Here is a 23,660-nt window from a genome sequence, read left to right on the forward strand (position 1 = left end):
CATTCATCCTGACATAGAAATTGTTGATGACGATCGAGAGATCTCTGATCTTGCACTCACATCTGTCAACAACGGCGGGGGAAACTTGGATTCACAACGCCAACGGTAGCCCAGGGTAATGATCTGAAGATGAAGCGCCTGAAAAATCGAGAGACTAGGAGGACGCCTTGAGCGTCCTGAACGTCGCATAGACTCTAAGCACGGATGTCGCCATGCACAGGGTGGCAAATGTCAAGGCCAGTCCTGGAAAATAGGCGGGTAGCAGGCACATGGCGACGAAGAAAATCTGCGTTTCGGTCCCTTCCATCAGACCATTACTGTAATGGAAGGCTTTTTTGCCAGCGCTCATATCCTGGATACCGTGTCGCTCTGCAAAAATGGCGGTGGCCAGAAACGACGTGCCGGTTCCCACAAAGCTGAACATCAACAGGCTTCCGGCCAGCGCATTGTGTGAGGGGTCGGCAAGAATAAAGCCGAGCGGGATACTGGCATAGAAAAAAAAGTCGAGCGTGATATCCAGGAATCCACCAGCAGCGCTGGGGCCTGTCAGCCGGGCAATGGCACCATCCAGGCCATCCGCCACCCGGTTCAGCACGATGAACAGCAGCGCCAGTCCGTAATGTTCACTCGCCAATGCCGGCAAGGCGAGCATCCCAAGGCAGAACCCGACCAGAGTGACATGATCCGCTCTCGCGCCCAGCCCAATCATCCGTTTGGCCAGATGGCGTAAAGGTACTTCCAAATGTCGATTGGCAAGACGATCCAGCATAGTCATTCCTCGAGGACGATCGCAGGTCTGATACATCAATGTTCTGGACAGCCCGGCAACGTTACCCCCGGCGCCACCGGAAATAACGTGCCAGCCAGCCGAGTAGGCGCTCGGGCTTGTGGGCGTTCTTCCATACGCCGGCGGTGCCTTTGACGGCTTCCGAGAGGGTCGGGTAAGGGTGGATCGTACCCAGCAACTTGTTGAGCCCGATGTTGTGCTTCATGGCCAGCGTCAGCTCTGCCAGCCATTCACCGGCATTTTCGCCGACCAGGGTGGCACCGAGGATGCGGTCCTTGCCGGGTACAGTCAGGATCTTGACGAAGCCGGTGGTGGCGCGCTCGGCGATCGCCCGGTCGCTCTCGGCCATGTTGTAGCGAGTGACCTCATAAGCGATGCCCTTGGCCCTGGCCTCGCGCTCGTTGAGCCCCACGCGCGCTACTTCGGGTTGCAGGTATGTCACTGCGGGCATGAGGCGGTAGTCGACCTTGAAGCGCTTGAACTCGCCGAACAGGGCGTTGACGGCGGCATGCCAGGCCTGGTGCGCGGCGGCGTGGGTCAACTGATAAGGGCCGGCGACATCGCCGCAGGCCCAGATGTTGGGCAGCCTAGTCTGTAGCTGCTCGTTGACCTCCAGGGTCCCGTTGTCGCGCGTGGTGATTCCCAGCGCTTCCAGCCCGAGCCCTTCGACGTTGGCCTGACGGCCGACGCTGACCAGCAGGCGGTCGAAGGGAATGCGCGTCTGGCGACCGTCGGCCGCCTCGACGAGGAGCTGGTTCTCGCCGTTCTCGACTGTCACCGACAGCGCCCGGGTGCGGGTCATGATCTCGAGTCCTTCCTCGGCGAGCAGGCCGGCGACGAGCTCGCCGACGTCGTCATCCTCGCGCCCCAGCAGCTGCTCGGCGCCCTCGACCAGCGTGACTTGGCTGCCCAGGCGGGCGAAGCTCTGGCCGAGCTCGCAGCCGATCGCGCCACCGCCCAGCACCACCAGGCGGCGCGGCTGCTCGGTCAGCGCCCAGAGGTTCTCGGAAGTCAGCACGTCGACCTGCCCGATGCCCGGAATCGGCGGTACCTTGGGCGTGGCGCCGGTGGCGATGACGATATGCCGGGCCGTCAGCGGTTGGCCGTCGACATCCACCGTCCACGGTGACAGCAACCGCGCCGTGCCGCGTTTCACCTCGACGCCCAGTCCGGTATAGCGCTCCTCGCTGTCATGGGGCGCCACTTCCTCGATAACACGCCGCACATGGCCCATGACCTCGCCGAAGTCGATTCGCGGCGTCCCCGCATGGACGCCGAGACGCTCGGCGTCGCGCACGTTCTGGGCGGCCCGTGCGGCGCGAATCAGCGCCTTGGAGGGCACGCACCCGGTATTGAGGCAATCGCCCCCCATGGCGTCGCGTTCGACGAGCGCGACCTTCGCCCGCACCGCACTGGCGATGTAGCTGGTCACCAGCCCCGCCGAGCCGCCGCCGATCACCAGGATGTCGACATCGAAGCGCCGGGGCTTGACGTATCCGCGGTAGCGTTTGCGGCGTTGCAGCCCGTCGACGACCCAGCGCGCGATCAGCGGGAAGACGCCAAGCAGGGCGAAGGAAAGCAGCAGCGACGGCGACACGACGCCACCCAGCGATTGCAGCTCGCCGAGTTGCTGGCCGGCATTCACGTAGACCAGCGTGCCCGGAATCATGCCGATCTGGCTGGCGACATAGAACACAGAGGTGCGCAGCCGGGTCAGGCCCATGGCCAGATTGACCACGAAGAACGGGAAGATCGGCACCAGGCGCAGGCTGAATAGATACAACGCACCGTCGCGCTCGATGCCGCGGTTGATCGTCTCGATCTGCCGCGCGAAGCGACGTTCGATCGATTCCCGAAACAGCGTTCGCGAGACCAGAAAGGCCAGGGTGGCGCCGATCGTGCTGGCGAAGGAGATGATCAAAAACCCCCAGCCCAGACCGAACAGTGCCCCACCCAGCAGCGTAAGCAGCGTGGCCCCCGGCAGGGAGAGCGCGGCGATCAGTACGTAGACGAGGAAGAAGCCGCCGGCGACCAGCCAGGGAGAGTCAGAGAACCATTGATCGAACCGCCCTTGCAGCGACTTGATGGACTCGAGCGTGAGGTAATCGTCGAAGCCCCCCACAAAGAAGGCCATGATTGCCGCCAAAACCACACCCAGAATCACTACGCGATACGGTTTCAATCGCTTCCCCTTGTATTGGCCGACTGGTCATGGACGTTGACGAGGCTTGACGCGGCCCCGGCCTGCCTCATGCCCCGGGCAGTATGCCCGAATCGCCGAAGTTCACGCATTGAGTCGGGTCTATGCCAGGATCCTTACACCGAACTGCTATCACCATAAAAAGGGCGATATGCCAAGGCTGGCATATCGCCCACAGCGCACCTAATGGACTGTGCTTAATCAGCCACGCGGATTCTGCCACTCGAAAGCCTTGAGCTCGTCGTTGAGTGGCGTGCCGGTGATGTGGTTGGTGTAGTTGGACAACGTCTTGAGACTCACGGCGATGACCAGCTCGAGAAGCTGCTGCTTTTCGAAACCGGCCTCCAGAAATGCCTGTACCTCGGCATCGTCAGCCCAGCCGCGTGCCTCCACTAGGTGCTTGGCGAATCTGGCTACGGCCTTCAGCTTGGGCTCATCGGGGTTTTTCAGCTCGCGCAGCTTCTCGATATCGCCCTCCGGTACCTTCGCCGCCTTGGCGCCTCCCGTATGAGCCGCCACGCAGAAACTGCAGCCGTTGACCGAGCTGATGGCGAGTAGCGCGACCTGCTGTTGCGCCGCCGTTAGGCTGGTCCGTGAGTAGATGTCATCCAGCGTCTGATACGCCTCGAGTAGCGCTGGCGCTTCTGCCATCTTGGCGAACAGGTTGGGCAGGAAGCCCATTTTTTTCTGCGTGCTCTCCAGGCGCTCCTTGGCTTCCTGGGGCGCGCTTTCGACCGTATGCAGTGCGAAGTCTGTCATGTAGCTCTCCTCGTGATGACGTATTTCACCACTAGGGTAGTCCCCATCGGGCGCGAAGAATGCTACCTCGAGTCTCAAACTTATGTCGCAGCGTACGCTATCAAGCCGAAGTCACTGCGAGTCGATGCCATGCATGCTTGAGTGATAGGGCCTTTTACCTGACCGAGGAAAGTACACATGATCCTGGTATTCGATATTAATGAGACGCTGCTCGATACCGCAGCATTGACGCCACTTTTCGAGATGCTATTTGGCAATGCGGCCGTGCGCGGAGAGTGGTTCCTTACCTTGGAAGAAACATGGATGACGGCAACGCTTGCCGGTCGTTATCTCCCCTTTGGGCTTCTGGCTAAGAGTGCCTTGCGGCAAACCGGCCTGCGCCATGGCATCCACATCGACGACGATCATCAACGCCAGCTTACCGACATGCTGACCGCCTTGCCGGCGCATCCCGATGCAGCACCCGCCCTCGCCGAGCTGCGCGCCAATGGGTTTCGACTGACCGCCCTGACCAATGGCACGCTCGAGACCGTACAGCAACAACTAGAGCATGCGGGGCTGGATTCCTCATTCGACGTTATTCTCAGCGTCGATTCCATAGAGACCTACAAGCCGAGCCAGCCGGCGTATCAATACGTCGCCGATCACTGGCAAGTCTCGACCCGAGAATTGGTCATGATCGCGGCACATGGCTGGGATTTGATCGGCGCCGCAAGCGCGGGATGCCGAACCGGCTTCATCGCCCGCCCCGGCAAGGTCATCGACCCACAGCTCTTGGAGCCTGACTGGCAGGCTGATTCGCTAGAGACGCTGAGCCAACAACTTAGAGCCGATATATCACCCTGCGTGCCGAATAGGGACGTGTAAGGTTTCGTGTTGCCCAACGACTCAACAGGTGAATGCAAAATGCATTCTGGACAGCTTTCATGCCTAGGCATGGCGGCATCAAAAAAGATGCGAGAAGGAGTTTTTCATGAGTGGTTTTAAACATGGGTTGATAGCCGGTTTCGTTGCAACCGTTGTCTTATCCGCCATCATGGTGATGAAGGCCAGCATGGGGATCATGCCGAATCTGGACCCAATCCATATGCTTGCGCAGATGATGCATTCTCGACTGGGACTGCCTGCAACTCCCATTCTGGGCTGGATAATGCACTTCGCCATCGGCACAATACTGTGGGGCGGACTATTTAGCCTACTGGCACCTCTTATCCCCGCAAAGTCTTTTGTTGCAAAGGGCCTTATCTTTGCAAGCGGCGCGTGGTTATTGATGATGCTGATTCCCATGCCCATGTCGGGGGCCGGCTTCTTCGCTATCAAAATAGGTCCAATGGCACCAGTCATGACATTGGTATTGCACTGGATTTGGGGAGCTGTACTAGGACTGACATTCCAAAAACTTGCCAAAACTTCAAACCAAGGGTGAACAGGATGTCGGACGCACTCATCGCGTGCGCCCACAAACGGCATCGTGCTTTGCCGAATGAACTTTTATCTCAGGAGTCGATGATGATCGATGTCATGGTGGCTTACTCTAACCAAGACGATCTGACGTTCGATGATCGCTACTATCTAGAGCAGCATGTACCTATGGTGAAAAACCTCTTGGGAAAACATGGCCTGTGTTATGTGCGAGTGCATCGCGGCACGGATACTTCTTCACCTTACTATCTCATCGCGCACCTGGGATTCGACTCCCCGGAAGCCTTCGAGACTGCATTCGATATTGTGGGGCAGCAACTAATGGACGATATTCCCAATTTCACCGACGTCGAGCCGCTTTTGCAGATCAACGAAGTAGTCACGCCATAGATTATGTTTTGAGGCGCGAGGGTGGCACACCCCTGATACGCTTGTAGGCCTTGCGAAAGGTGGATTCCGAGCGATAGCCGCTGGCCAGCATGGCCCCCACGATGCTCTCGCCGTTGGCGAGGGCATGGTCCGCTAATATCATGCGTAGCCGTCCCTGATAGCGCACCACGGTCATCCCCACGACGCGATGAAAACGTTCACTAAAACTCGAACGGGAAAGTCCCACGGCCCGGGCCAGTTCGTGCAGCGTCCAGTCGCGTCGCGGGTCTTCATGCAATAGCTTGAGCGCCCGGCTGACCGGGGTGTCCAGAAACGCCATCAAATGACGCTGATCGAGCAACCGCGTCTCCAAGCAGTGGCGCAGCATCAGGATCAACAGGGCATTGGCCAAAGCATTCATCACCGGAGCGTGTCCGGGCATATCCTCGTTGGACGACTCTTCGGCAAAGGCCTCGACCGCATGTTGAAATGTTTGCCCACGCGCCTGCCGCGGAATACGCACGATACGCGGCAATGCACCAAACCAGGCCGGGGGTACATCATGCACGAAGCGAAAATGGCCACAGATCAGCCCCACGCCGGATCGCGAACTGCGTAGCGGTACCACCTGCGCCGGCGTGTCGGTAGACACGCCCTGGGGTGTCAGCTGGTGCGGCGCATCACCGGGGAAAAACGCCAAGTCGCCAGACTGCAAATGCTCCTCGCCCCCGTCATGCCAGGCAAGACGACACTGCCCTTCGGTCACCAGATGAAAGCTCGGGGCGACGGCATGTTCATGCGACAGCAGCCAATCACCACATTGCTTGGCGACATGGTAAAAATCGCTCCCCATAAAGATGGGTTTCAAGAGAGCAGTCAATGGGTCCCGGGCCGGCTCTTCTCGTGATGCGTGGTTTGTCATCGAGAGTCACTGTCCGCATCGAAGGAAGCTACCCTGGCATGCGCCTCCACGAGGCTTCCTGCCTCGTGCATTAGTTGAAACTGCTTATTACACTGCCTGCAGGCTCCGCACATTGCCAAGTGAAACCTCAGCGTCATTTTTTCCTGAAGTCCCAGTGGCGCATCCAGACGTTTCGACATGAGGCGTGTGGCCTCCCGACACATCAGCATCTTCATGAATCGGCCTCCGCCAGCCAGCCCTTTTCCAGACACGCGCGCAGTAATAACCGGCCACGATGCAGGATGACCCAGCAGTTGTTTTCCTTGATACCAACCTCCTCGCAGATCTGGCGCGTGGAAAGTCCCATGAGTTCGCGCATGGTGAAGATCCGGGCGATACTCTCGGGAAGTGCGATCATGCAGCTTTCGAACACCTGCCAGAACCGCTCACTGGCAAGCGTGCTCTCGGGATCGCCCCAAGACGTGGGTCTAGCCATGTCTTGCCATCGCCCCGTTGCCTGGAACTGACTTTCCACGGCCGACTCGACGCCGTCATCGTCCCAGGATTGCAACTTTCCGCGACGCTTCTGAGCACGCAGTGCATCGAGAATCTTGTGTTTCAGAATACCAAAAACCCAGGTTTCGTAGCCGGATTTGCCGGCAAAGTGTGACTCCTTCTCGACGGCGGTGATCAAGGCTTCCTGGACCACATCCTCCGCTTCGGAGGCATCGCGCAGTTGCAGGCGAGCAAAGGCCAGCAGGCGCGGGCGAACAGCCGCCAGGCGGCCCTGTCGATCACTGGCTGTCTCCATGGGGCGCCCGATACGCGCTCCTTGCGATGACTCCGGCAACGATGCCATGACACGTCTCCTGATCGATGGTCCTGACCCATCATGGCAATAAAACGCATCTCCTGACCAGTTTACCCGGTCCGTTTTCATGTCGAATCGCCCCGGTTTCGCCAGCGCGCAAGATCGCGCGGCGTGTCGATATCCCACACCGTTCCCGGGCAGACCACGCGAAGTCCAAGTTCTCGTGCCCTGGCAAGCGTCTGCGCCCCCACCTCGCTGTTTCCCCAGGCCATATCCTCGAACAGCCGGGCGGAGAGTCGATGGCCCCCGATCAATGCATAACCACCGTCTTCGGCGGGCAGCATCACCAGATCGTAAGCGTTCAGCGCCCCCACGCAGCGCGCCAATAGCGCCGGCGTCAGCACTGGGCAGTCGCTGCCGATCAGTAACGCCGGGCCGCGCTGGGCGGACAAGGCGGTGTGCATCCGCTGCCCGAGATCCCCCGACGGCTGGGCGTGCAGCGCGATGCCATGTCGCGCCGCCAGCGCTTCGAGCAGCGGATGGCGCGGTGCCAGCCCCGCCCACAGCTGGACCCGTGCGGCGGGAAAGACCTGGCAAGACACCTCGAGCGTACGTTTAAGCAGCTCGACATGCACATCGCAGGCCTGCTCGGCATCGAGCGACGGCATCAGCCGAGTCTTGACCTTGCCGGGGATCGGCGCCTTGGCGAACACCAGCAGCGTCACCTCGGCGTCGGAGCTCATCGCGTCAGCGGACATCGGTGTACTCTCCTGCCAAGGCCCAGGGCGATACACCGCACCAGTAGCGCAGGCGCAGCCACCACATCGTGACGATGGTGCGTAACGGGCCGTGCTGCTGCCAGCGCCGTGCAGACGTGGTCACCCGCGGAGTGAGACAAGCCGGTGCGGACAGACGACACAGGCGCCGGCTGATTTCGATGTCTTCCATCAGCGGCTGGTCGGGGAAACCACCGACGAGCTCGAACGCTTCGCGGGTCATGAAGATCGCCTGGTCTCCCGTGGCGATGCCGGTGAGGCGCGAGCGCCGGTTCATGCTCCAGCCGACCAGCCCCGCCAGCGCGAACCCGCGCTCGATCTCGACGTCGAAACGCCCCCAGCACGCCGGGCCCTTCAGTGCCCAGTCGATCAACAGGTCGGCGCGGCGCGGCAGGCGCGTGTCGGCATGCAGAAAGACAAGATGCTCTCCTCGGCTTTCCCGGGCGCCAAAATTCATCTGCCGGGCACGACCGCGCTTGCTGACCAGCACCCGATCCGCCAGGGGCTGCGCCTGGGCGATGGTGTCGTCCGCGCTGCCCCCGTCGACGACCACGATTTCGACACCGCAAATCCACAGCGGCAGCAAGGTGGTCAGGCACGCCTGGATCGTCGAGGCCTCGTTCAATACTGGCACGATGACACTCAATCGAGGCTGGTTCGACATGCGCCGTGGCGTTAGATCATGCATGCGATGTCCATCGAAGCGGGTAGAGACGACATGTCATGTGGCTTATCACGAGGCTGCAAATTGCTTTTTTAGATAGTCGACGATATCGCTGGACTCATAGAGCCAGGTCGTCGTGTCGCCATCATCGATCCGCAGGCACGGCACGGTCCTCCTGCCGCCACCGGCGATCAAACGCTGTCTGGCATCGGGATCCCGGTTGATGTCGTGCAGCGCGATCTCGATGTTCAGCCTGGCAATGGCACGCCGGACCTTCCCGCAAAAGGGGCAGCCTTCGTAATGATAAAGCGCCAGGCCTTGTGCTCGCTCATCGGCTTCCGCCTGGGCCTGCGGCGTTCTCTCGACGAGCTCTGCCCCTCTCATCAATCGCCGAATCATATTCAACATGAAGAAAACCTCGCTTGGTTCATCCCGGGCAGTTCGGGGGCTCCGGCGAATCGGAGAATCCCACGCCGTAATACCGCGCAGTGGCGTTTCCGCCCGCATTGTCGCCATCGCTCATCAGCGCTACGCCATCAATCTCGCTGGCGGCGTCTCCGAACAGCGCCTTGAAATCGGCACTTACGTTGCGGACTTCCGCGCGCCACTCATCAAGTGGTGACCGTTGCCCCTGAAGGGCCAACAGCATCGCGCGGTCGGTGAAGGCATTCGGCCAGCGCGCACCGATGGCCTGATTGGAGGACCATACGTAGTTCACCGATTGCACCTGCCACGGTAGCAGGCCCGTCTTGCGCGCCACGTAGAGCCGGGCGGGATAGTCGTCGCCGGCTTTGCTACGCTCATCGAGCCCCGAATAGCGAGCGCTCGCCTTCCAGCACCAGTGCAGGTAAGGCGTCTTGCGCAGATCGATCTCGCGTTCCAGGTACTTCGCGGAGGCCTGGCCCTGTGCATTTGCCTCGAGTACCTCGATGCCGTGCTCTCGCACAACCGAGTAATGAGTCTCTCCCTCGAAGGAGCGCGTCGACCAGGACACCATGTCACGGGCGGAAAAGCCGATTTCATCGGCCAAAGTGTTCTGCGCGCCGATGAGCAGACCTATGGTGATGACCGTCCTAAAACAGCTTTGCCGCGATCGCTTCATGGGCACACTCACTTTATTCATCAACCGTGGCCGTTGCTGGTTAACTTTTAAATGATCATTGTACAGCATGGCTCGAATAATCATGTAGGTAACGCCGCAGTACTTGTCGAGCGCGCTGTAGGCGACTCTTGGCGGCTGCGGTAGAGAGTCCAAGCTTTATGGCGGACTCATCAACCCGGCACTTTTCGATATGACAATGAATGACTAATTGCCGATCTAGTGCATCGAGGGCGGCAATGGCAGATGCAACATCCAAATTCGTGTTAGATGAGTCATGCGCCGTGGTTTCTCCCGGCTCGGAGACTTCATCCAGCTCTCCCCAACGCCGCTGTCTTCGCATCAAGCGACGACATTCATGCCGAATGACGACAAAAATCCAGCTAGGAAATGCCTGTAGTGTACGCAGTGCTCCTATTCGTCGATGCATCACGAGTAATGACTCCTGTGCGGCATCCTCCGCATCAGAAGGATTATCACACTCCGAGAAAGCGATGCGACGGACATCAGCCCGGCAGATCGTCATAAGTTGATGAATAGCTTGCTCGTCGCCGCGCCGAGCTCTTTCCAGCAAAGTCGAATCGCCTACCATGGTTGGGTCCTCGATGAACATATCCGTTTTTGACAACTGGAATACCTCCCATCTTGTTGGTCGCACCCTGCCCAAAATCCTTACAAGTTAGCTGGCACTGGATGCCAGCCGCCGACTCGACGGATTCATCATGAAAAACAAGGAGGCTCTTCACGACCGGCAACCATATTGTTAGCCAACGCGCTTGGCTTTCAGCATTACTAACTTTTGATATAATTTAGGAACAATGCCTATAGGTATACTCGGAGCACGCCAGGCTACTAGCCCCACGACAATACCATATACCAAGTGAGCCATATAAACTGTCAAGGGAAAGCGCACAGGCGCAAAATCCTGCCCAAAATATCCGGCGCCAATAATATTCATGACCGGACTCAGCATGAATACGGTAGCGATGACCAGTGCATATAACACACCCCACCACCAACGAACGCGCCCCAGTAAGATTAAATATAGAGCAGCGAACCCGATGCCATTGAAGAAGTGATCTCCCCATCCTATCAAATTCGACAAGACATTGGGGCCATCCATGATGCGATCTGTCATCAACACTCCCATTAGCATGGGCAATGACCCTGGCATACCACCAAAAACCCTAAATCCTGTCGCACGAACGACCTCCATAACCAGCGTCCCCGCCACACCTGCGACAATGCTCCAGAGCAGAGAATAACTTAACCTCCTCCAATTAAAAGAAAGACTTATTGATATAAGCAGAAAGAAAACAACAACTGAGGGAAGCACTGCATACAAGGCAAGAAAGTCAAGAGAATAATTGGTTCCAGCTGATATCGTAAAGGCTAATGGCGAAACGCTTGCCGACATTATGGCCAAAAAAACCGCAGCTGCTTCCCCATGACTCATCTCGAGAATTTTCAACACGAGCCCCCCAAGAAGAAAAGCAAAACATTTTCAACAGATTCTTGCAGGCAAGAGAAATTCGAGGGTCGCCGGCCGACTATAAGTCAACGACGACCCACAAAAACTCGCTTATTACTTAAAGATGGATGACAGCGTCTCGTCAACCTCTAACCGCAACGAGCTTCCCGTTACAACCAGTCAATCATCTTTACATCCTAAGCGACCATGCCAGCACTACAAAAACACTTACTTGGCCGCCTGCTCGGTAATATTGGACAACTTCTTGTCGAGCATCTTTCCCATTTCTCCAAGTTTTGGCGAGATGGCAATTAATTGTGATGATGGTTGGTAATACCCCATATAGGAAGCATCGTTCGTGCCCCAGACATAGATACGGATCGGCAACTCAGCTCCAACCGCTGGATTCATGGAAAATGCTTTCTTGCCAACTTGTGGATTACCGACCAAGAAACTTTGCCCTCCCTTGAGATCAAGACCTGTCATCGAGAGGACCTTGGCTTGATTACTACTGCCCATCACCATCATTTGATTATCTTTGATTGAACTCTTAAGCGCCTCGACGGTCTCGCCAAACGAGTGCTGCGATTGTATTTTGACGAAATGGCTCGTCGTTTCCGCCATCGCTGTACCGATTCCTCCCAAGGTGATTGCCGTCGCAGCGAAAGAAGCGGCCATCCAGTTTTTGCTAAGCTTTTTCATGGTATTAATTCCATATGGCATTGGCATTCATAACGTCCAATCGCCGGGCTGATCCCGGCAAATTGTCATCAATAAGAGTCGTGACTGGTCCAAAACGGATCATTATTTTTTTGAATATGCATATATCATTTATTTTCAGCGCCCACCAGTATCCGAGATAGCGAGCTGGCCCAGGCGCATGGCGTTACCGTCGTGACCACCCACACGACGCCTTCCGACACGGAGCCAGAACACAAAGCCCCCTGAAATATTTCATAATTAATCGACACAAATAAAGAGAGTGGAAACCCATCCACTCTCTAATGTAATGACGGGTCAATGGATACTGCCCTATTCGGTGTACTTCCTGAGGCTACCTGCCGCCCTCCCCTTTCATAACACACAGATATGGTATATTTCCGTGATACGCATTTTCATTTCCATGCATATTCTTCTGAATGGCCTCTCTGCCTTCACCTTCTTCACCAACTCTTAAGCAGTCTAGGTTATCCGTGACCTTATGGCTCGTATCCAAGGGCTCTTGATTCTGTATGTAGAATCGCTCGATGACTACGCTATCCATGGCAAATGCCGGGAATGAGGCCAGTGATATGGCGACGACAGCGAAGGACTTTACTATTGAAGGTATTGAAGGTTTCATGGTGACGCCCTCCTGATGAGATGTTTCTAGGTTCTCATCTATTTGTTGCTGCGTGATCGATTTCCTTACACGGACACCATCACTATCTAGCAGATTTTCTGCTATCGACCTATCCAGCGTTCAAGGCATTGTCAATGACCGCGGATACATCTAGATCGCCGGGGCGATCCCAGCCCCCAAGCGAGGAGTCGGCACTCACTATACCGGAGGAGTCCCATGGCAGGGCATGATAATCAAAGCCATTACTCGTATTGGGCTTTATGATGGCGAAGTAAGGAGAGACGTCGAAGTCTCGCGGCACGAACAAGCTGTGGTGACGAATATGCCACTGCTCGTGGAGGCAGTCGTCACAGTCGCGGGCCAGCTCTGGCAGGAGCTCGATCAGTGGCAGAATAGGAAAGCGCACTGACTGGAAGGCTTCAGCGATCAGTGACGAACAAATCGCGCGCGTAGGGTCGCCGCTGCCGAGCGCCAGCATGCGTCGCCGCCATCCGGAAGGCACCGGTGGGGTGGGAAGCAGGTAACGGAGGAGGTCGAAGACATTCTTGAGATCGTAGCAATTGCCGATACGTTCGCAGACGTGAGCCACGACCCGCGCGGCATCCTCTTGAGTCAGGCCTATGGGTCGGCATAGGCGCAGCTGTAGTCCTGCGAAACTATCTAGCCCCACGACATGCACACCCGTTTCGACATCCGCCTCAACGAACGCGGGCTGATCGCCAGTGCCTGCTGTCCGGCCAATATAGATCGCGGCATGCGACCAGGTCGATTGCGTCAGGTACTTGATTGCCGTGCTGATGCGACGATTACCGTCCACCAAGACGACGTCGGCGGGCTTGAGCAGTTCGCCCAACGTCACTCTATCAGCCGGTGGCTGAGCGTAGGCAGCATGTACAGGTTGATTGAGATAAGCCGCCAGCAAGCGCCCAATCCCGTATAGTAGGCTCTTCATTGGCCTGCCTCCGACTGTCAACACGGCCTACCACGCATGAACCCTCACCTCATTCAGGGCAGGCCGATCCGCGGCCACCTTGCTGCGCCGCGAAAGAAGCTGGGAAATATCAGACGATCATTGATTGTAGAGAATGCCCACAAGAGGGTTACTACTGATATGTCGTTTACTGGGGCGAAAACTTACAAATAAGAAAATTACCCTGCACTGATCTCGTTGCCACCCACTGGGAGTTCATCGCGCTACGTTTGCAAGCATTATGACAGATAGTTATCGCGAGCCGTCGGTCTCGATCCCCTCATGCAATGAGGCGATGAGCGGGCAGGTGATATTGCCTTGATGAGCATGGCAGCGGGTGACCAGTTCGTTCAGCAATTTCTCGATTCGCTCCAGTCTGTCGAGCTTCTCCCGTACATCCCGTAACTTGTGCTCGGCGAGTGCACCGGCTTCCTGGCAGTGCGTGCCATCGTCTAACCGCAGCAGATCGCCGATCTCATTGAGACTGAAACCCACTTGTTGTGCTGTTTTCACGAAATTTAACCGCTCGATATCGCTGGAGCCATACCGCCGGATACCGCCGGGAGGGCGCCTGGGTTCCGGTAATAGGCCGCGTCGCTGGTAATAGCGGATCGTCTCGACATGCACGCCCGACACCTTGGCCAGACTGCCGATGGTCAGTGTTTTTTCTTCATCCTGCATGTGCCTTGACTCCGTAGCCGGCTACGGCAATAACCTTAACCCAGAGAAAGTCGCCAAGGAAGCTCCAACCGAGTCCCGACCCCGCATTCTTGACAAGAGACGTCGCCATGAAAAAACCGAAATCCCTGCTACGCGTGAGCGTGATCGGCACCGTCCTGGTGGCCCTGTGCTGCTTCACGCCCATCCTGGTGATCCTGCTCGGCAGCGTGGGCCTGGCAGCGCTGGCCGGCTATCTGGACTACGCGCTGATCCCAGCCCTGGCCTTGTTCATCGGCCTGACCCTCTATGCGCTATGGCGCCAGAAGCGGCACGACTCTCGCTGCGACACTCTCCCATCGCAATCAAGGAATTCCTCCCATGAATGATGACAACACTCTGCATATCGCCGTGATCGGTAGCGGTGGCGCGGCCATGGCGGCGGCCCTGAAGGCGGCCGAACGCGGTGCCCGGATTACGTTGGTCGAGCGCGGCACCCTCGGTGGTACCTGTGTGAATACCGGCTGTGTGCCCTCGAAGATCCTGATTCGGGCGGCCCATGTGACCCACCTGCGTAGGGAAAGCCCCTTCGATCCAGGCCTTAGCGCCCGGGCGCCGATAGTGGATCGGGCAGAGCTGTGCGAGCAACAGCAAGCCCGCGTCGAGGAACTGCGCGAAGCCAAGTACCAGCGGATTCTGCGCGATCATCCGGCCATCACGGTCCTGGATGGTGAGGCCCGGTTTATCGATGCCCAGCATCTGACAGTCAAGCTGAATGAGGGCGGCGAGCAGACTGTCCGCTTCGATCGCGCGTTCATCGGCACCGGTGCCCGTCCTGCCGAGCCACCGGTGCCGGGGCTGGCCGATACGCCCTACCTGACCTCCACCAGCGCACTGGTGCTGGAAAGTGTCCCCAAGCGGCTGATCGTGATCGGCGCGGGGTTCGTGGCCCTGGAACTGGCCCAGGCGTTTTCACGGCTGGGCAGCCGGGTCACGGTGCTGGCCCGCAGCCGGCTGCTGTCGGGTGAAGACCCCGCAGTGAGCGACGCCGTGGAAACCGCGTTGCGTCGCGAAGGCATCGAGATGCTCAACCAGACCCAGGCAAGCCAGGTGGACTACAGCGACCGGGAGTTCGTGCTGGCAACCAATGCCGGAACCCTGCGTGCCGACCAGCTATTGGTGGCCACCGGGCGCACGCCCAACACCGAGACGTTGAATCTGGCAGCAATCGGTGTGGAAACCGCCTGGGGCGCGATTCTGGTGGACGCCTGCCTGCAAACCACCGTACCGGGCATTTACGCCGCCGGTGACTGCACCGATCAGCCTGGGTTTGTCTATGTAGCCGCCGCCGGTGGCAGCCGGGCCGCTGTCAACATGACGGGAGGCGAAGCCACTCTGGATCTGAGCGCCATGCCGAGCGTGATGTTCACCGACCCTCAGCTGGCGACCGTCGGCCTGACGGAAGTCGAGGCACTCCAACAGGGATTCAGTGTGGAGTCCCGCGTACTCGGGATGGAGAACGTGCCGCGTGCCTTGGTGAATTTTAACACCCTGGGATTCATCAAGATGGTGGCCGAACGTGACTCGGGACGGTTGCTGGGGGTGCAGGCGGTGGCGGGAGAAGCCGGTGAGCTGATCCAGACCGCCGTGATGGCGCTGCGCGCCCGCATGACGGTGCAGGACATCGGCGATGAATTGTTCCCCTACCTGACCATGGTGGAAGGCCTCAAGCTCTGCGCCCAGACCTTCACCAAGGATGTGACGCAGCTGTCCTGCTGTGCGGGGTGAGCGACAGTGTCGCTGGCACCTGTCCACTCCTTGTCCCCGTACCATGGTACGGCCAGTACACTCTTTTCGGAAACGACGCAGGTGCCGACATGAGTGACATGACCATCGGCAAGGTGGCCGAGGCAGTAGGCGTCGGGGTCGAGACGATTCGCTTCTACGAGCGACGCGGGCTCATCGAACAGCCGCCTCGCCCAGAGGGCGGAGGGTATCGCGTCTATTCGGAGGAGACGGTGCAGCGGGTGCAGTTCATTCGCCGCGCCCAGGAGCTCGGTTTCTCCCTGCGCGAGATCGCCGAGCTGCTCTCGCTGCGTACCGACCACGACACCGATGCCGGAGAGGTTTGGCAGCGAGCCACCGCCAAACTCCAGGATGTGGATCGTAAGATCGAGCGGCTCCAGCATATCCGCCGAGGGCTGATGACGCTGCTCGACCGTTGTCCCGGCGAGGGACCATTGCGGTGCTGTTCCATCATCGACGCCCTGGAGCACGACGAGAGGCTGGCCGGCGAGCCGACCAAACGAAAGGAGCCTGACATGCAGACACTACGACTCGCGATCGAGGGCATGCATTGCAACGGCTGTGCGGAGATCGCCCGCCACGTTCTCGAACAGCAGCCTGGCGTCAAGGGGTGCTCGGTCTCTCATGAAAACGGCGAGGCCAAGGTGGCAGTCGACACCACCCAGACCTCCGCTGAGCAGCTCGCTGATGCGGTGCAGGGCGCCGGCTATTCGGCAAGCCTCGTTATAGAGGCAGACTAGCGTCTTGGAGTTTGCCACTGCCCTGTCGCTGGCCTGGGTTCCCTGACGACGTGCTCCGCCAGATGTGTCTCGATTATGGCAGCCATCAGCCCGTTCACCGCCCCGCGGATCGCGGCGATCTGTAGCAGCACGGACGTGCAGTCGCCCGCATCGCCACCCCCACCACTAACTCGAAGGCTGGCATTGGCATGCCTTCGTGATCAATGGCCATTACAGCAGACGGTCGTCGTGACATGCGGACGTATCCCTAAAGGATGGCCAACCAGCGACTCATGAAGTGACTCGGCATTCGTCATCAAGAATGATGATACGCCCACCGGCCGCCCGGGCGTCGGCCGCGTCGTGTGTCACCATCAGCGTGGGCAGGCGGTAATACCGCACGCGTTCGAAGACCCAGTGGCGGATCTCGTCGCGCCGGGCGGCATCCAGCTTGGAGAACGGCTCGTCGAGCAGGATCGCGCGCGGCTGCGACAACAGCACCCGCAACAGGGCCACTCGCGCCTTCTGCCCGCCGGAGAGCGTCGCCGGATCGCGCCCCGCGAACGCCTCCAGCCCCACCGACGACAGGGCGTCATGGATTCGCTCGCGGCGTTGCCGGCGCGTCCCTTCACGCACCATGCCGAAGGCCAGATTGCCCGCCACATCGAGATGCGGAAACAGCAGCGGATCCTGAAAGAGTAGTCCCACATGGCGCTGCTCGGCGGGTAGCGTGTCGATTCGCGTCTCCTCGAGCAGCACGCGCCCTTGCGCCTGGAAAGCCGGGCTCAAAAACCCCGCGATGAACGCCAGCAAGGTGGACTTGCCGACGCCGGAGGGCCCCATGACGGTCAGTACCTCGCCGGGAGCGACCGCCGTGTCCAGGCTCAGCAGACGTTGCTGCCCCTGATGAATGACGATGTCGTCGAGAATCAGTGACGCCATGGCATGAATCCTTTCGTCAGTCGGCACCTGGCAGCAGACCGCGCCGCCGTCGAAACACATAACGCGGCACCAGCATCGCCAGCATGAACCCCAGCGCCGGCAGCAACAGTTGCAGCAGGGCGTAAATGGCCGTCAGCCTGCGGTCTCCCCCGCTCGCCAGGCTGACCGCCTCGGTGGTCACCGTGACCACGCGTCCAGCGCCCAGCAACAAGGTCGGCAGATACTGGCCGATGCTCACCGCGAAGCCCACCGCCGCCGCGGTCAGCACCGGCGTCAGCAACAGCGGCAAACGCACGCGCCAGAATATCCGCCAGGGGCCGGCACCGAGGCTGCTCGCCTGCTGGCTCCAGCGCGGATCCAGGCGTCGATAGCTTTCCGCCAGCGACAGGAAGACGTAGGGCAGCACGAACACCGCGTGACCGATGATGACCGCGCCCAGGCCGGGCCGGACGCCCATTTGCGCCTGCATCATGACCAGCCCGAACAGAAACGCCACCGAGGGCACCAGCAACGGCAGGTACAGGACCAGTTGCGCCCAGGGGCGCATCGGCCGGCGGCGCTGGGTCTCCGCCTCCAGCGCGCCCAGCACCAGCACCACGGAGACCAGGGTGGCGGCGAGCCCGACGCCGAGCGACTGCCACACCGGGGCGACCAGATCATCGGCCGCGTTCAGCCAGTTGTGCGCGGTCGGCGGCCAGGGCAGGAACGCCGGGAACGGCCAGTATCCGGCCACCGACCACAGCGCCAGTCCCGCCAGCGCGGCCATCATCAGGCCCAGCACGGTGCGCATGGCCAGCCAGGCCATACCGGCCAGCCAGCGATCGCCGCACTGGCGCCGCCCGTCCCGGCACCAGCCCCGGCTGGTGCGCGCCACCAGCCGCTCCAGCGCCCACCAGATCGACAAGGCAGCCAGCGTCAGCAGCAGCTGCAGCATCGCCCCCGCCGAGGCCATGAAGCGCATCGACAGCGTAGGATCATTGAGCCAGCCGACCACCGACACCGCAAGCGTGGAAGGCGTCGTGGGGCCCAGGATCATGGCCACGTCCACCGTCGAGGTGGCGAAGGCGATCACCGCGTAGAGGGGCAACCGCAGCAAGGGATAGAGCCCGGGCATGACACCCTTGAGAAAGGCCGTCAGCGGACGATAGCCCAGGCTGCGCGCCACGCGCAGGCGCTCGCCGGCCTGGCACTGTACCAGGGCGGCCAGGCTCATCAGCAGCAGGAAGGGCACCTCCTTGACGACCAGCCCCAGGATCAACGACAGCCCCCAGGCATCGCCGGGAAACGCATAATCCGGCGGGTAGGCCCAGCCGCTCAGCCAGGGCGAGATCCCCCGCGCCACCCATCCCGACGGCGCCAGCAGGAACGCCAGGCCGATCGCCGCCGCCGCGTGGGGCACCGCCAGCAACGGCGACAGCCAGCGCTGGATGCGCCGATACAGCGCCGTATGCAGGAAACTGCCCAGAAACAGCACCACCAGACCCAGCGACAGCGCCGCGCTGACCAGCCCGGTCACCAGGCTGAGCCGTGCCATGTCGACGATCCCCGGCACCTCGAAGAGCTGCCGCCAGGGCGCCAGGGTCAGGCGTTCACCGCCGAGTGCCGGCAGCCAGCCGAACGCCGGCGCCAGCGCCCCCAGCACACCGGCGACCACCGGCACGCTGAGCAGGGCGATGGTCAGCCAAGGCAGGACAGCGACGACGATCCGATAGGCAACGGCCGCTGTCATTGCGCGCCGTAACGCTGCCGCCAAGCCTTCTCGAGCGGCTCGACCCAAGAGGGATGGGGCTCGCGCAGCGTCTCGCCCAAGGAGGGCGGCGGCAAGCTCTCGGCGGCCCGGCCATCGCGCGCGAACGCCTCACGCTGCTCGGGGCTCAGGCGCGACATATCCAGCACCGTGGCATCGCCCCACAACGAGAGATCCTGCTTGCGGGCCTGGGCCTCGGGCGAGAGCAGGAAGTTGGCGACCGTCAAGGCGCCGGCCTTGTGCTGGGCATTGAAGGGAATGGCGACGAAATGCACGTTGCCCAGCGTGCCGTCGTCGAGGATGTAACTGCGCGTGGTCGGTGGCAGTTGATAATCGAGCACCGCGGCGGCCGGGGCGGAGGGGGTAAAGGTGAATGCCAAGCTCAAAGACCCGTCGCCCATCAGTTGGCGCATCTGGGGCCCGCCCGAGGGGAAGCGCTTGCCCTCACGCCACAGGAAGGGATGCAAGCGATCCAGATAGCGCCACAGCGGTGCGGTAACGGCGTCGAAATCGGCCTCGTCGACCGGCGCGTAAAGCGCCTCGGGCTGGTCGGTCAAGGCCAGCAGCGTTTGTTTGAGGAAGGTCGTACCCAGAAAGGCCGGCGGCTGGGGATAGGTGAAGCGCCCCGGATGCGCCCGGGCCCAGTCAAGCAGCGCAGGAATGCTACGCGGCGGCGCGTCGACACGCGCGCTGTCGTAATAAAAGGTGATCTGTGACCGACCCCAGGGGGCTTCGTAGCCCTCGACCGGCAGGGTGAAGTCCTCACGCACCTCGGGGTTCTGCTCGGGCGCGGTCAACTGGAAGTGGGGCAGCTGTTCGGCCCAGGGGCCATAGAGCAGGTCGTTTTCCTTCATGGCGGCGAAATTCTCGCCGTTGAGCCAGATCAGGTCGACCGCACCTTGGTCGTCGTTACCCGCCGCTTTCTCGGCCAGCACACGGGTCACGGCTTCAGCAGTATCGCTGATCTTCACGTGCTCCAGATCGATGTCATAACGCTCTTCGACCTGCTTAGCCACCCAGTCGATGTAGGCATTGGTTCGCGGGTCTCCGCCCCAGGCATTCCAGTAGACGGTCTGCCCCCGGGCCGCCTCGGTCACCGATTCCCAGTCGGACAACTCGTATGCCTGCCCCATGGTCGGCAACAGCATCAGCGCCGCCGCCAGCAAAACTCGCGGATAATTCATGCCACTCTTCCTCCTCCCCCGATCGACAGCTTGTTGGTCGTAACTTGTCGGTATTCCTTACATTGCAAATCGGCCTCGCGGATTCATCTTCAAGGTCACGTTACTGAGTCTCCCCCGTGCCATCGAATCATTTCTCAACAGCCCGTAAGGATCCCCGCCCGCCTCCGACTCAAGGACATACCGCAATATCGAGCAGGGGTAGGAACATGACCACGCCATCGTCTCAGGCATTTCGTTACTGGTTGGGTGGTAAGCGCGCCGACGAGCAGGATCGGTTCTTCCGAGAGACTCTTGAGGCACGGGGCTGGATCGCCGGCGATGCTGAAAACTGGCAGGCCGGCTGGTTCACGGGCACTCCCGAGATGGCGCAATTTCGCAAGCTGACGCCAAAGCACAGGCTCAATCATCTGCCCGGTAACAATGCACTAACGCTGAAAAGCCGGCTGTATCAATCGCTGGCGACACTACGTGAGCGGATGAGCGAACGCTTCGGCCCGCATTCTTCACAGGTCGCTCGACTCGACTTCTTTCCGCGTGCTTATCTCATGCCCGACGATTATCATGCCTTGCAGGAAGCCGCCCTGGCCAATCCGTCACAACGCTGGATACTCAAGCCTTCCAATGCGTCCAAAGGCAAGGGCATCCGCCTGCTCGACGATGCCGCCGATGCGCCCCGGCACACCAACTGGTTGGTCCAGGAGTATCTCGGCGACCCGCACACCATCCGCGGCCACAAATACGTCCTACGCCTCTACATCTTGCTGGCATCCCTCGATCCCCTGCGTCTCTACGTGTATCGGCAGGGCTTTGCCAAGCTCGCGTCAGCCCCCTACGATCACGACGATACCAGCAACCTCTACAGCCATCTCACCAACCCCGACATCAACGCCCACAACACGGACGCCGAGGTGCCGGTCGAGTTCATCGACCTGGATCGTTATCGTGTGTGGCTGCGCGAACAGGGGCACGATGACGAGGCACTCTTCGAACGTCTCCACGATCAGTTGACGCTCACCGTCATTGCGGCTGTGGATAATTTTCGCCAGCGTTGTGCCGACGAGGGCGTTGACAGCCGTGGCGGCTATGAATTGCTGGGTATCGATTGCCTGATCGACGCCGACCTCAAGCCCTGGATCCTCGAGTGCAACCTGAGTCCCTCGCTGGGGGTCTGCGCCGGTCCGGATAGCGGTGGCCCGGAGGAGGAAGCCATCAAGCGGCGACTGGTCGAGGACCTGATCGCACTGACGGGTATCGATGATCAAGCGAATGCGGCTGTCGGCGACGACTCACCTCAGGCCCTGTTCGATGACGCCCAGCGCGAACTGTCACGGGCTGGAGACTTCCTGCGCCTCTATCCTGGCACCGAACCCGCTGACCACCTGGCATTTTTCACTCTGCCGAGTCGCCAGGACTGGCAACTGGCAGAAGCATTGACGGCAACACCACTCTCCGAGCCAAGTCTTCTGCGCGGCGATGTCTGCGAGTTGATCGACAACGACTGCCTAGCACTCTATGACACCCAACACGGCGGTCTGCTCTCGCTCAATGACAGCGCTGCCCTGATCTGGCTGCTGGCCAGCGAGGGCGAGACACCGCGCGGCATCGTCGCTCATCTGCATCAGGCCAGCCAGATCGGCCATCCGCCCCCCGACCAGGATGCACTGGAGCGCCACGTCTGGCAGTGCCTGGAAGACTGGTGCCGCCAAGGGCTGCTGCACCAGGCGGCCACACATGAAAGCCCATCCACCGAGCGTGACAACTCAACGCGAACTCATGCTTCGCACCTGGCACCGGTTGGCCTTTCCATTGCAGGACGCACCTGGGCCTTGCAGACCGATAGCCTACCGGCGCGAGAGCGTCTGGCCGGGATACTCACCCCATGGGAACCCAGCCATGACCCGGCATCGCCGCGACTCGAACTGATCCAGGAGACTGGCGGCTACCGCCTACTGATCGATGCAGCCCTGGTGGCCTCTCATCTCAGTCTCACCGAGATCGGCCCGCGCCTGATCGGTGAACTCGGACACCGTGCACTCGCCGAGGGTCAGTTGATGATTGATGCCACACTCCTGGTTCACCGTGACGCGCCCGAGTCGGCCATCCTCGTTCCCATGACCGGCGACGACTGGCAGGCACTGCGCGCAATGGCCGAGCCGCTCGGCTACTACCTGTTGCGCGGCATCGCCTGGCACCGCGCGGCACCCAGCCAGGCTAGCGTGCTGGCGCTCCCCCTGAGCCTGCCCGGCGGGCGACTCATCACGCTCTGGGCAAGTCCGCCGACCGGCCTGCGCATCGCCGGGGTCGCGACATGGGGTGCCGACACTGCCCAACCGACACCATTGATGCTTCTCGCAGCATTGTTGCCGGTCTCTAGGCATGCCGATACGTCACCTCCCAACGGGCAAGACGTTTCCAGTCTGCTCGAATGGCTCGCGGAGCTGCCGAGGTTCTCGCTACCCGGCGACCACCCCGAACTGGTGGGAGAACGCTTGGAAAACGGCATGCGTCACGCCTTGCCGACCGGGAAATGAATCAATCCATGCCAGCGCTTCGGCGACGGCGCCACGGTATCGTCATAAGGAGAACCGCTCCATGATGAACTCAACACTGACCTCCTCTCGGCCCTTCTCTCGGGCGGCCTGGGCGCATTGGCTGCTGCGCGCGGCCATGGCGAGTGTCTTCTTGTACACCGGGGCCGACAAGTTTGCGGGCAGCGGTATCCAGGGCTTCGCCCAGATCATGGATTTGCCATGGGTCATCGCTCTGGCCGTCGCACTGGGCGAGATCGCCACCGGGTTGCTGGTTCTGCTCGGCGGCATCCTGCCCAACAGCGTGGGTGACGCCGCAACCCGACTCGGCGCAATGTTTGCAGTACCGATCCTTCTGGGTGCGATCTTCCTGGAACACTGGGGACAGTGGCACTTCATGGCCACGGCCAGCCATCCGCTCGGCGGCATGATGTTCCAGGTCACACTCGCGCTGATCGCCTTGTATCTGATGGCCAAAGGCAATCGCGCCTGATCGAAAAAAGCTG

27 protein-coding genes and 1 pseudogene are annotated in these 23,660 nt (G+C 60.3%); 8 read left to right on the forward strand and 20 right to left on the reverse strand.

The window, feature by feature from the left end; genetic code table 11:
• Nucleotides 1-154: 154 nt before the first annotated feature.
• From QO259_RS17600 to QO259_RS17610, 3 genes are all read right to left on the reverse strand, one after another.
• Nucleotides 155-769, reverse strand: a complete 615-nt coding sequence (locus QO259_RS17600) for a CDP-alcohol phosphatidyltransferase family protein (RefSeq protein ID WP_285950977.1) — start codon at nt 767-769, stop codon at nt 155-157.
• 61 nt (nt 770-830) lie between these two features.
• Entirely contained in the window at nt 831-2,921 is a 2,091-nt protein-coding gene (locus QO259_RS17605; protein WP_502949115.1) for a dihydrolipoyl dehydrogenase family protein, read from the reverse strand.
• A 267-nt stretch (nt 2,922-3,188) separates the two neighbouring features.
• The gene (locus tag QO259_RS17610; protein WP_285950979.1) at nt 3,189-3,746 is read right to left on the reverse strand and encodes a carboxymuconolactone decarboxylase family protein; all 558 of its coding nucleotides are present in this window, start codon (nt 3,744-3,746) and stop codon (nt 3,189-3,191) included.
• A 177-nt stretch (nt 3,747-3,923) separates the two neighbouring features.
• Here QO259_RS17610 and QO259_RS17615 point away from each other — a divergent pair, with 177 nt between their 5' ends.
• The 3 genes from QO259_RS17615 to QO259_RS17625 all read left to right on the forward strand — a co-directional run bounded on the left by QO259_RS17615 (nt 3,924) and on the right by QO259_RS17625 (nt 5,558).
• Complete coding sequence (locus QO259_RS17615) at nt 3,924-4,613, forward strand: haloacid dehalogenase type II (RefSeq protein ID WP_285950980.1); 690 nt, start codon at nt 3,924-3,926, stop codon at nt 4,611-4,613.
• Nucleotides 4,614-4,719: 106 nt separating this feature from the next.
• On the forward strand, nt 4,720-5,172 hold the full coding sequence (locus QO259_RS17620) for a DUF6789 family protein (RefSeq protein ID WP_285950981.1): 453 nt from the start codon (nt 4,720-4,722) through the stop codon (nt 5,170-5,172).
• A gap of 83 nt (nt 5,173-5,255) precedes the next feature.
• Nucleotides 5,256-5,558, forward strand: a complete 303-nt coding sequence (locus tag QO259_RS17625; protein WP_285950982.1) for an EthD family reductase — start codon at nt 5,256-5,258, stop codon at nt 5,556-5,558.
• Nucleotide 5,559: 1 nt separating this feature from the next.
• On the opposite strand, the gene QO259_RS17630 is transcribed toward QO259_RS17625, so the two are convergent.
• The 13 genes from QO259_RS17630 to merR all read right to left on the reverse strand — a co-directional run bounded on the left by QO259_RS17630 (nt 5,560) and on the right by merR (nt 14,252).
• Nucleotides 5,560-6,459, reverse strand: a complete 900-nt coding sequence (locus tag QO259_RS17630) for an AraC family transcriptional regulator (RefSeq protein ID WP_285950983.1) — start codon at nt 6,457-6,459, stop codon at nt 5,560-5,562.
• Nucleotides 6,456-6,674, reverse strand: coding sequence for a zf-HC2 domain-containing protein (locus tag QO259_RS17635; protein WP_353057303.1), 219 nt, complete (start codon nt 6,672-6,674; stop codon nt 6,456-6,458). Before QO259_RS17635 ends, QO259_RS17630 begins: the two co-directional genes overlap by 4 nt.
• Entirely contained in the window at nt 6,671-7,297 is a 627-nt protein-coding gene (locus tag QO259_RS17640; protein ID WP_285950984.1) for a sigma-70 family RNA polymerase sigma factor, read from the reverse strand. Before QO259_RS17640 ends, QO259_RS17635 begins: the two co-directional genes overlap by 4 nt.
• A gap of 77 nt (nt 7,298-7,374) precedes the next feature.
• A complete protein-coding gene (locus QO259_RS17645; protein WP_285950985.1) occupies nt 7,375-8,007 on the reverse strand; it encodes a TIGR04282 family arsenosugar biosynthesis glycosyltransferase in 633 nt (210 codons plus the stop codon).
• Nucleotides 7,997-8,659 carry a TIGR04283 family arsenosugar biosynthesis glycosyltransferase gene (locus QO259_RS17650; RefSeq protein WP_502949116.1) on the reverse strand — a complete coding sequence of 221 codons (663 nt, stop codon included), beginning with the start codon at nt 8,657-8,659 and terminating at the stop codon, nt 7,997-7,999. Before QO259_RS17650 ends, QO259_RS17645 begins: the two co-directional genes overlap by 11 nt.
• Nucleotides 8,660-8,758: 99 nt before the next feature.
• Nucleotides 8,759-9,097, reverse strand: coding sequence for a glutaredoxin family protein (locus QO259_RS17655; protein ID WP_285950986.1), 339 nt, complete (start codon nt 9,095-9,097; stop codon nt 8,759-8,761).
• Between the two features lie 19 nt (nt 9,098-9,116).
• On the reverse strand, nt 9,117-9,860 hold the full coding sequence (locus QO259_RS17660) for a DUF3047 domain-containing protein (protein ID WP_285950987.1): 744 nt from the start codon (nt 9,858-9,860) through the stop codon (nt 9,117-9,119).
• A complete protein-coding gene (locus tag QO259_RS17665) occupies nt 9,847-10,416 on the reverse strand; it encodes an RNA polymerase sigma factor (RefSeq protein WP_285950988.1) in 570 nt (189 codons plus the stop codon). The genes QO259_RS17660 and QO259_RS17665 overlap by 14 nt, the downstream gene beginning before the upstream one ends.
• Nucleotides 10,417-10,551: 135 nt before the next feature.
• Complete coding sequence (locus QO259_RS17670; RefSeq protein WP_285950989.1) at nt 10,552-11,259, reverse strand: hypothetical protein; 708 nt, start codon at nt 11,257-11,259, stop codon at nt 10,552-10,554.
• A 228-nt stretch (nt 11,260-11,487) separates the two neighbouring features.
• Entirely contained in the window at nt 11,488-11,961 is a 474-nt protein-coding gene (locus QO259_RS17675; protein ID WP_285950990.1) for a DUF302 domain-containing protein, read from the reverse strand.
• Nucleotides 11,962-12,313: 352 nt separating this feature from the next.
• Nucleotides 12,314-12,601 carry a hypothetical protein gene (locus tag QO259_RS17680; RefSeq protein WP_285950991.1) on the reverse strand — a complete coding sequence of 96 codons (288 nt, stop codon included), beginning with the start codon at nt 12,599-12,601 and terminating at the stop codon, nt 12,314-12,316.
• Between the two features lie 109 nt (nt 12,602-12,710).
• Nucleotides 12,711-13,460, reverse strand: a complete 750-nt coding sequence (locus QO259_RS17685) for a YiiX/YebB-like N1pC/P60 family cysteine hydrolase (protein WP_285952794.1) — start codon at nt 13,458-13,460, stop codon at nt 12,711-12,713.
• Between the two features lie 363 nt (nt 13,461-13,823).
• Nucleotides 13,824-14,252 (reverse strand): mercury resistance transcriptional regulator MerR, encoded by a 429-nt coding sequence (gene merR, locus QO259_RS17690; RefSeq protein WP_285950992.1) that lies wholly within the window; start codon nt 14,250-14,252, stop codon nt 13,824-13,826.
• 107 nt (nt 14,253-14,359) lie between these two features.
• On the opposite strand from merR, the gene merF reads away from it, so the two are divergent.
• From merF to QO259_RS17705, 3 genes are all read left to right on the forward strand, one after another.
• Nucleotides 14,360-14,617, forward strand: a complete 258-nt coding sequence (gene merF / locus QO259_RS17695; protein ID WP_285950993.1) for a mercury resistance system transport protein MerF — start codon at nt 14,360-14,362, stop codon at nt 14,615-14,617.
• On the forward strand, nt 14,610-16,016 hold the full coding sequence (gene merA, locus QO259_RS17700; protein WP_285950994.1) for a mercury(II) reductase: 1,407 nt from the start codon (nt 14,610-14,612) through the stop codon (nt 16,014-16,016). The genes merF and merA overlap by 8 nt, the downstream gene beginning before the upstream one ends.
• A gap of 89 nt (nt 16,017-16,105) precedes the next feature.
• Complete coding sequence (locus tag QO259_RS17705; RefSeq protein ID WP_285950995.1) at nt 16,106-16,774, forward strand: MerR family transcriptional regulator; 669 nt, start codon at nt 16,106-16,108, stop codon at nt 16,772-16,774.
• Here the strand turns inward: QO259_RS17705 and QO259_RS20390 are convergent.
• The 4 genes and pseudogenes from QO259_RS20390 to QO259_RS17725 form a co-directional block, all read right to left on the reverse strand.
• Nucleotides 16,771-16,908: pseudogene (locus QO259_RS20390) on the reverse strand (metal-sensing transcriptional repressor); the annotation flags it as partial. The gene QO259_RS17705 and the pseudogene QO259_RS20390 sit on opposite strands and share 4 nt — an antisense overlap.
• A 136-nt stretch (nt 16,909-17,044) precedes the next feature.
• Nucleotides 17,045-17,695: an ATP-binding cassette domain-containing protein gene (locus QO259_RS17715; RefSeq protein WP_285950996.1), complete on the reverse strand. Its 651-nt coding sequence runs from the start codon at nt 17,693-17,695 to the stop codon at nt 17,045-17,047.
• Between the two features lie 16 nt (nt 17,696-17,711).
• A complete protein-coding gene (locus tag QO259_RS17720; protein ID WP_285950997.1) occupies nt 17,712-19,424 on the reverse strand; it encodes an ABC transporter permease in 1,713 nt (570 codons plus the stop codon).
• Entirely contained in the window at nt 19,421-20,626 is a 1,206-nt protein-coding gene (locus QO259_RS17725) for an ABC transporter substrate-binding protein (RefSeq protein ID WP_285950998.1), read from the reverse strand. Before QO259_RS17725 ends, QO259_RS17720 begins: the two co-directional genes overlap by 4 nt.
• Before the next feature lie 206 nt (nt 20,627-20,832).
• On the opposite strand from QO259_RS17725, the gene QO259_RS17730 reads away from it, so the two are divergent.
• On the forward strand, nt 20,833-23,157 hold the full coding sequence (locus QO259_RS17730; protein ID WP_285950999.1) for a PqqD family peptide modification chaperone: 2,325 nt from the start codon (nt 20,833-20,835) through the stop codon (nt 23,155-23,157).
• A 64-nt stretch (nt 23,158-23,221) separates the two neighbouring features.
• Nucleotides 23,222-23,647 carry a DoxX family membrane protein gene (locus QO259_RS17735; RefSeq protein WP_285951000.1) on the forward strand — a complete coding sequence of 142 codons (426 nt, stop codon included), beginning with the start codon at nt 23,222-23,224 and terminating at the stop codon, nt 23,645-23,647.
• Nucleotides 23,648-23,660: the final 13 nt, after the last annotated feature.

The organism is Salinicola sp. JS01, from assembly GCF_030284585.1.
Lineage (GTDB): Bacteria > Pseudomonadota > Gammaproteobacteria > Pseudomonadales > Halomonadaceae > Salinicola.

Excerpts from the sequence above, each read along its gene's own strand:
- merA (WP_285950994.1), top strand. The coding sequence starts at position 14,610 with ATGAATGATGACAACACTCTGCATATCGCCGTGATCGGTAGCGGTGGC.
- QO259_RS17660 (WP_285950987.1), bottom strand. The coding sequence starts at position 9,860 with ATGCTGTACAATGATCATTTAAAAGTTAACCAGCAACGGCCACGGTTG.
- QO259_RS17725 (WP_285950998.1), bottom strand. The coding sequence starts at position 20,626 with ATGAATTATCCGCGAGTTTTGCTGGCGGCGGCGCTGATGCTGTTGCCG.
- QO259_RS17625 (WP_285950982.1), top strand. The coding sequence starts at position 5,256 with ATGATCGATGTCATGGTGGCTTACTCTAACCAAGACGATCTGACGTTC.
- QO259_RS17680 (WP_285950991.1), bottom strand. The coding sequence starts at position 12,601 with ATGAAACCTTCAATACCTTCAATAGTAAAGTCCTTCGCTGTCGTCGCC.
- QO259_RS17610 (WP_285950979.1), bottom strand. The coding sequence starts at position 3,746 with ATGACAGACTTCGCACTGCATACGGTCGAAAGCGCGCCCCAGGAAGCC.
- QO259_RS17620 (WP_285950981.1), top strand. The coding sequence starts at position 4,720 with ATGAGTGGTTTTAAACATGGGTTGATAGCCGGTTTCGTTGCAACCGTT.
- QO259_RS17615 (WP_285950980.1), top strand. The coding sequence starts at position 3,924 with ATGATCCTGGTATTCGATATTAATGAGACGCTGCTCGATACCGCAGCA.
- merR (WP_285950992.1), bottom strand. The coding sequence starts at position 14,252 with ATGCAGGATGAAGAAAAAACACTGACCATCGGCAGTCTGGCCAAGGTG.
- QO259_RS17600 (WP_285950977.1), bottom strand. The coding sequence starts at position 769 with ATGCTGGATCGTCTTGCCAATCGACATTTGGAAGTACCTTTACGCCAT.
- merF (WP_285950993.1), top strand. The coding sequence starts at position 14,360 with ATGAAAAAACCGAAATCCCTGCTACGCGTGAGCGTGATCGGCACCGTC.
- QO259_RS17630 (WP_285950983.1), bottom strand. The coding sequence starts at position 6,459 with ATGACAAACCACGCATCACGAGAAGAGCCGGCCCGGGACCCATTGACT.
- QO259_RS17675 (WP_285950990.1), bottom strand. The coding sequence starts at position 11,961 with ATGAAAAAGCTTAGCAAAAACTGGATGGCCGCTTCTTTCGCTGCGACG.
- QO259_RS17645 (WP_285950985.1), bottom strand. The coding sequence starts at position 8,007 with ATGTCCGCTGACGCGATGAGCTCCGACGCCGAGGTGACGCTGCTGGTG.
- QO259_RS17735 (WP_285951000.1), top strand. The coding sequence starts at position 23,222 with ATGAACTCAACACTGACCTCCTCTCGGCCCTTCTCTCGGGCGGCCTGG.
- QO259_RS17720 (WP_285950997.1), bottom strand. The coding sequence starts at position 19,424 with ATGACAGCGGCCGTTGCCTATCGGATCGTCGTCGCTGTCCTGCCTTGG.
- QO259_RS17730 (WP_285950999.1), top strand. The coding sequence starts at position 20,833 with ATGACCACGCCATCGTCTCAGGCATTTCGTTACTGGTTGGGTGGTAAG.
- QO259_RS17635 (WP_353057303.1), bottom strand. The coding sequence starts at position 6,674 with ATGAAGATGCTGATGTGTCGGGAGGCCACACGCCTCATGTCGAAACGT.
- QO259_RS17605 (WP_502949115.1), bottom strand. The coding sequence starts at position 2,921 with ATGGCCTTCTTTGTGGGGGGCTTCGACGATTACCTCACGCTCGAGTCC.
- QO259_RS17715 (WP_285950996.1), bottom strand. The coding sequence starts at position 17,695 with ATGGCGTCACTGATTCTCGACGACATCGTCATTCATCAGGGGCAGCAA.
- QO259_RS17655 (WP_285950986.1), bottom strand. The coding sequence starts at position 9,097 with ATGTTGAATATGATTCGGCGATTGATGAGAGGGGCAGAGCTCGTCGAG.
- QO259_RS17640 (WP_285950984.1), bottom strand. The coding sequence starts at position 7,297 with ATGGCATCGTTGCCGGAGTCATCGCAAGGAGCGCGTATCGGGCGCCCC.
- QO259_RS17705 (WP_285950995.1), top strand. The coding sequence starts at position 16,106 with ATGAGTGACATGACCATCGGCAAGGTGGCCGAGGCAGTAGGCGTCGGG.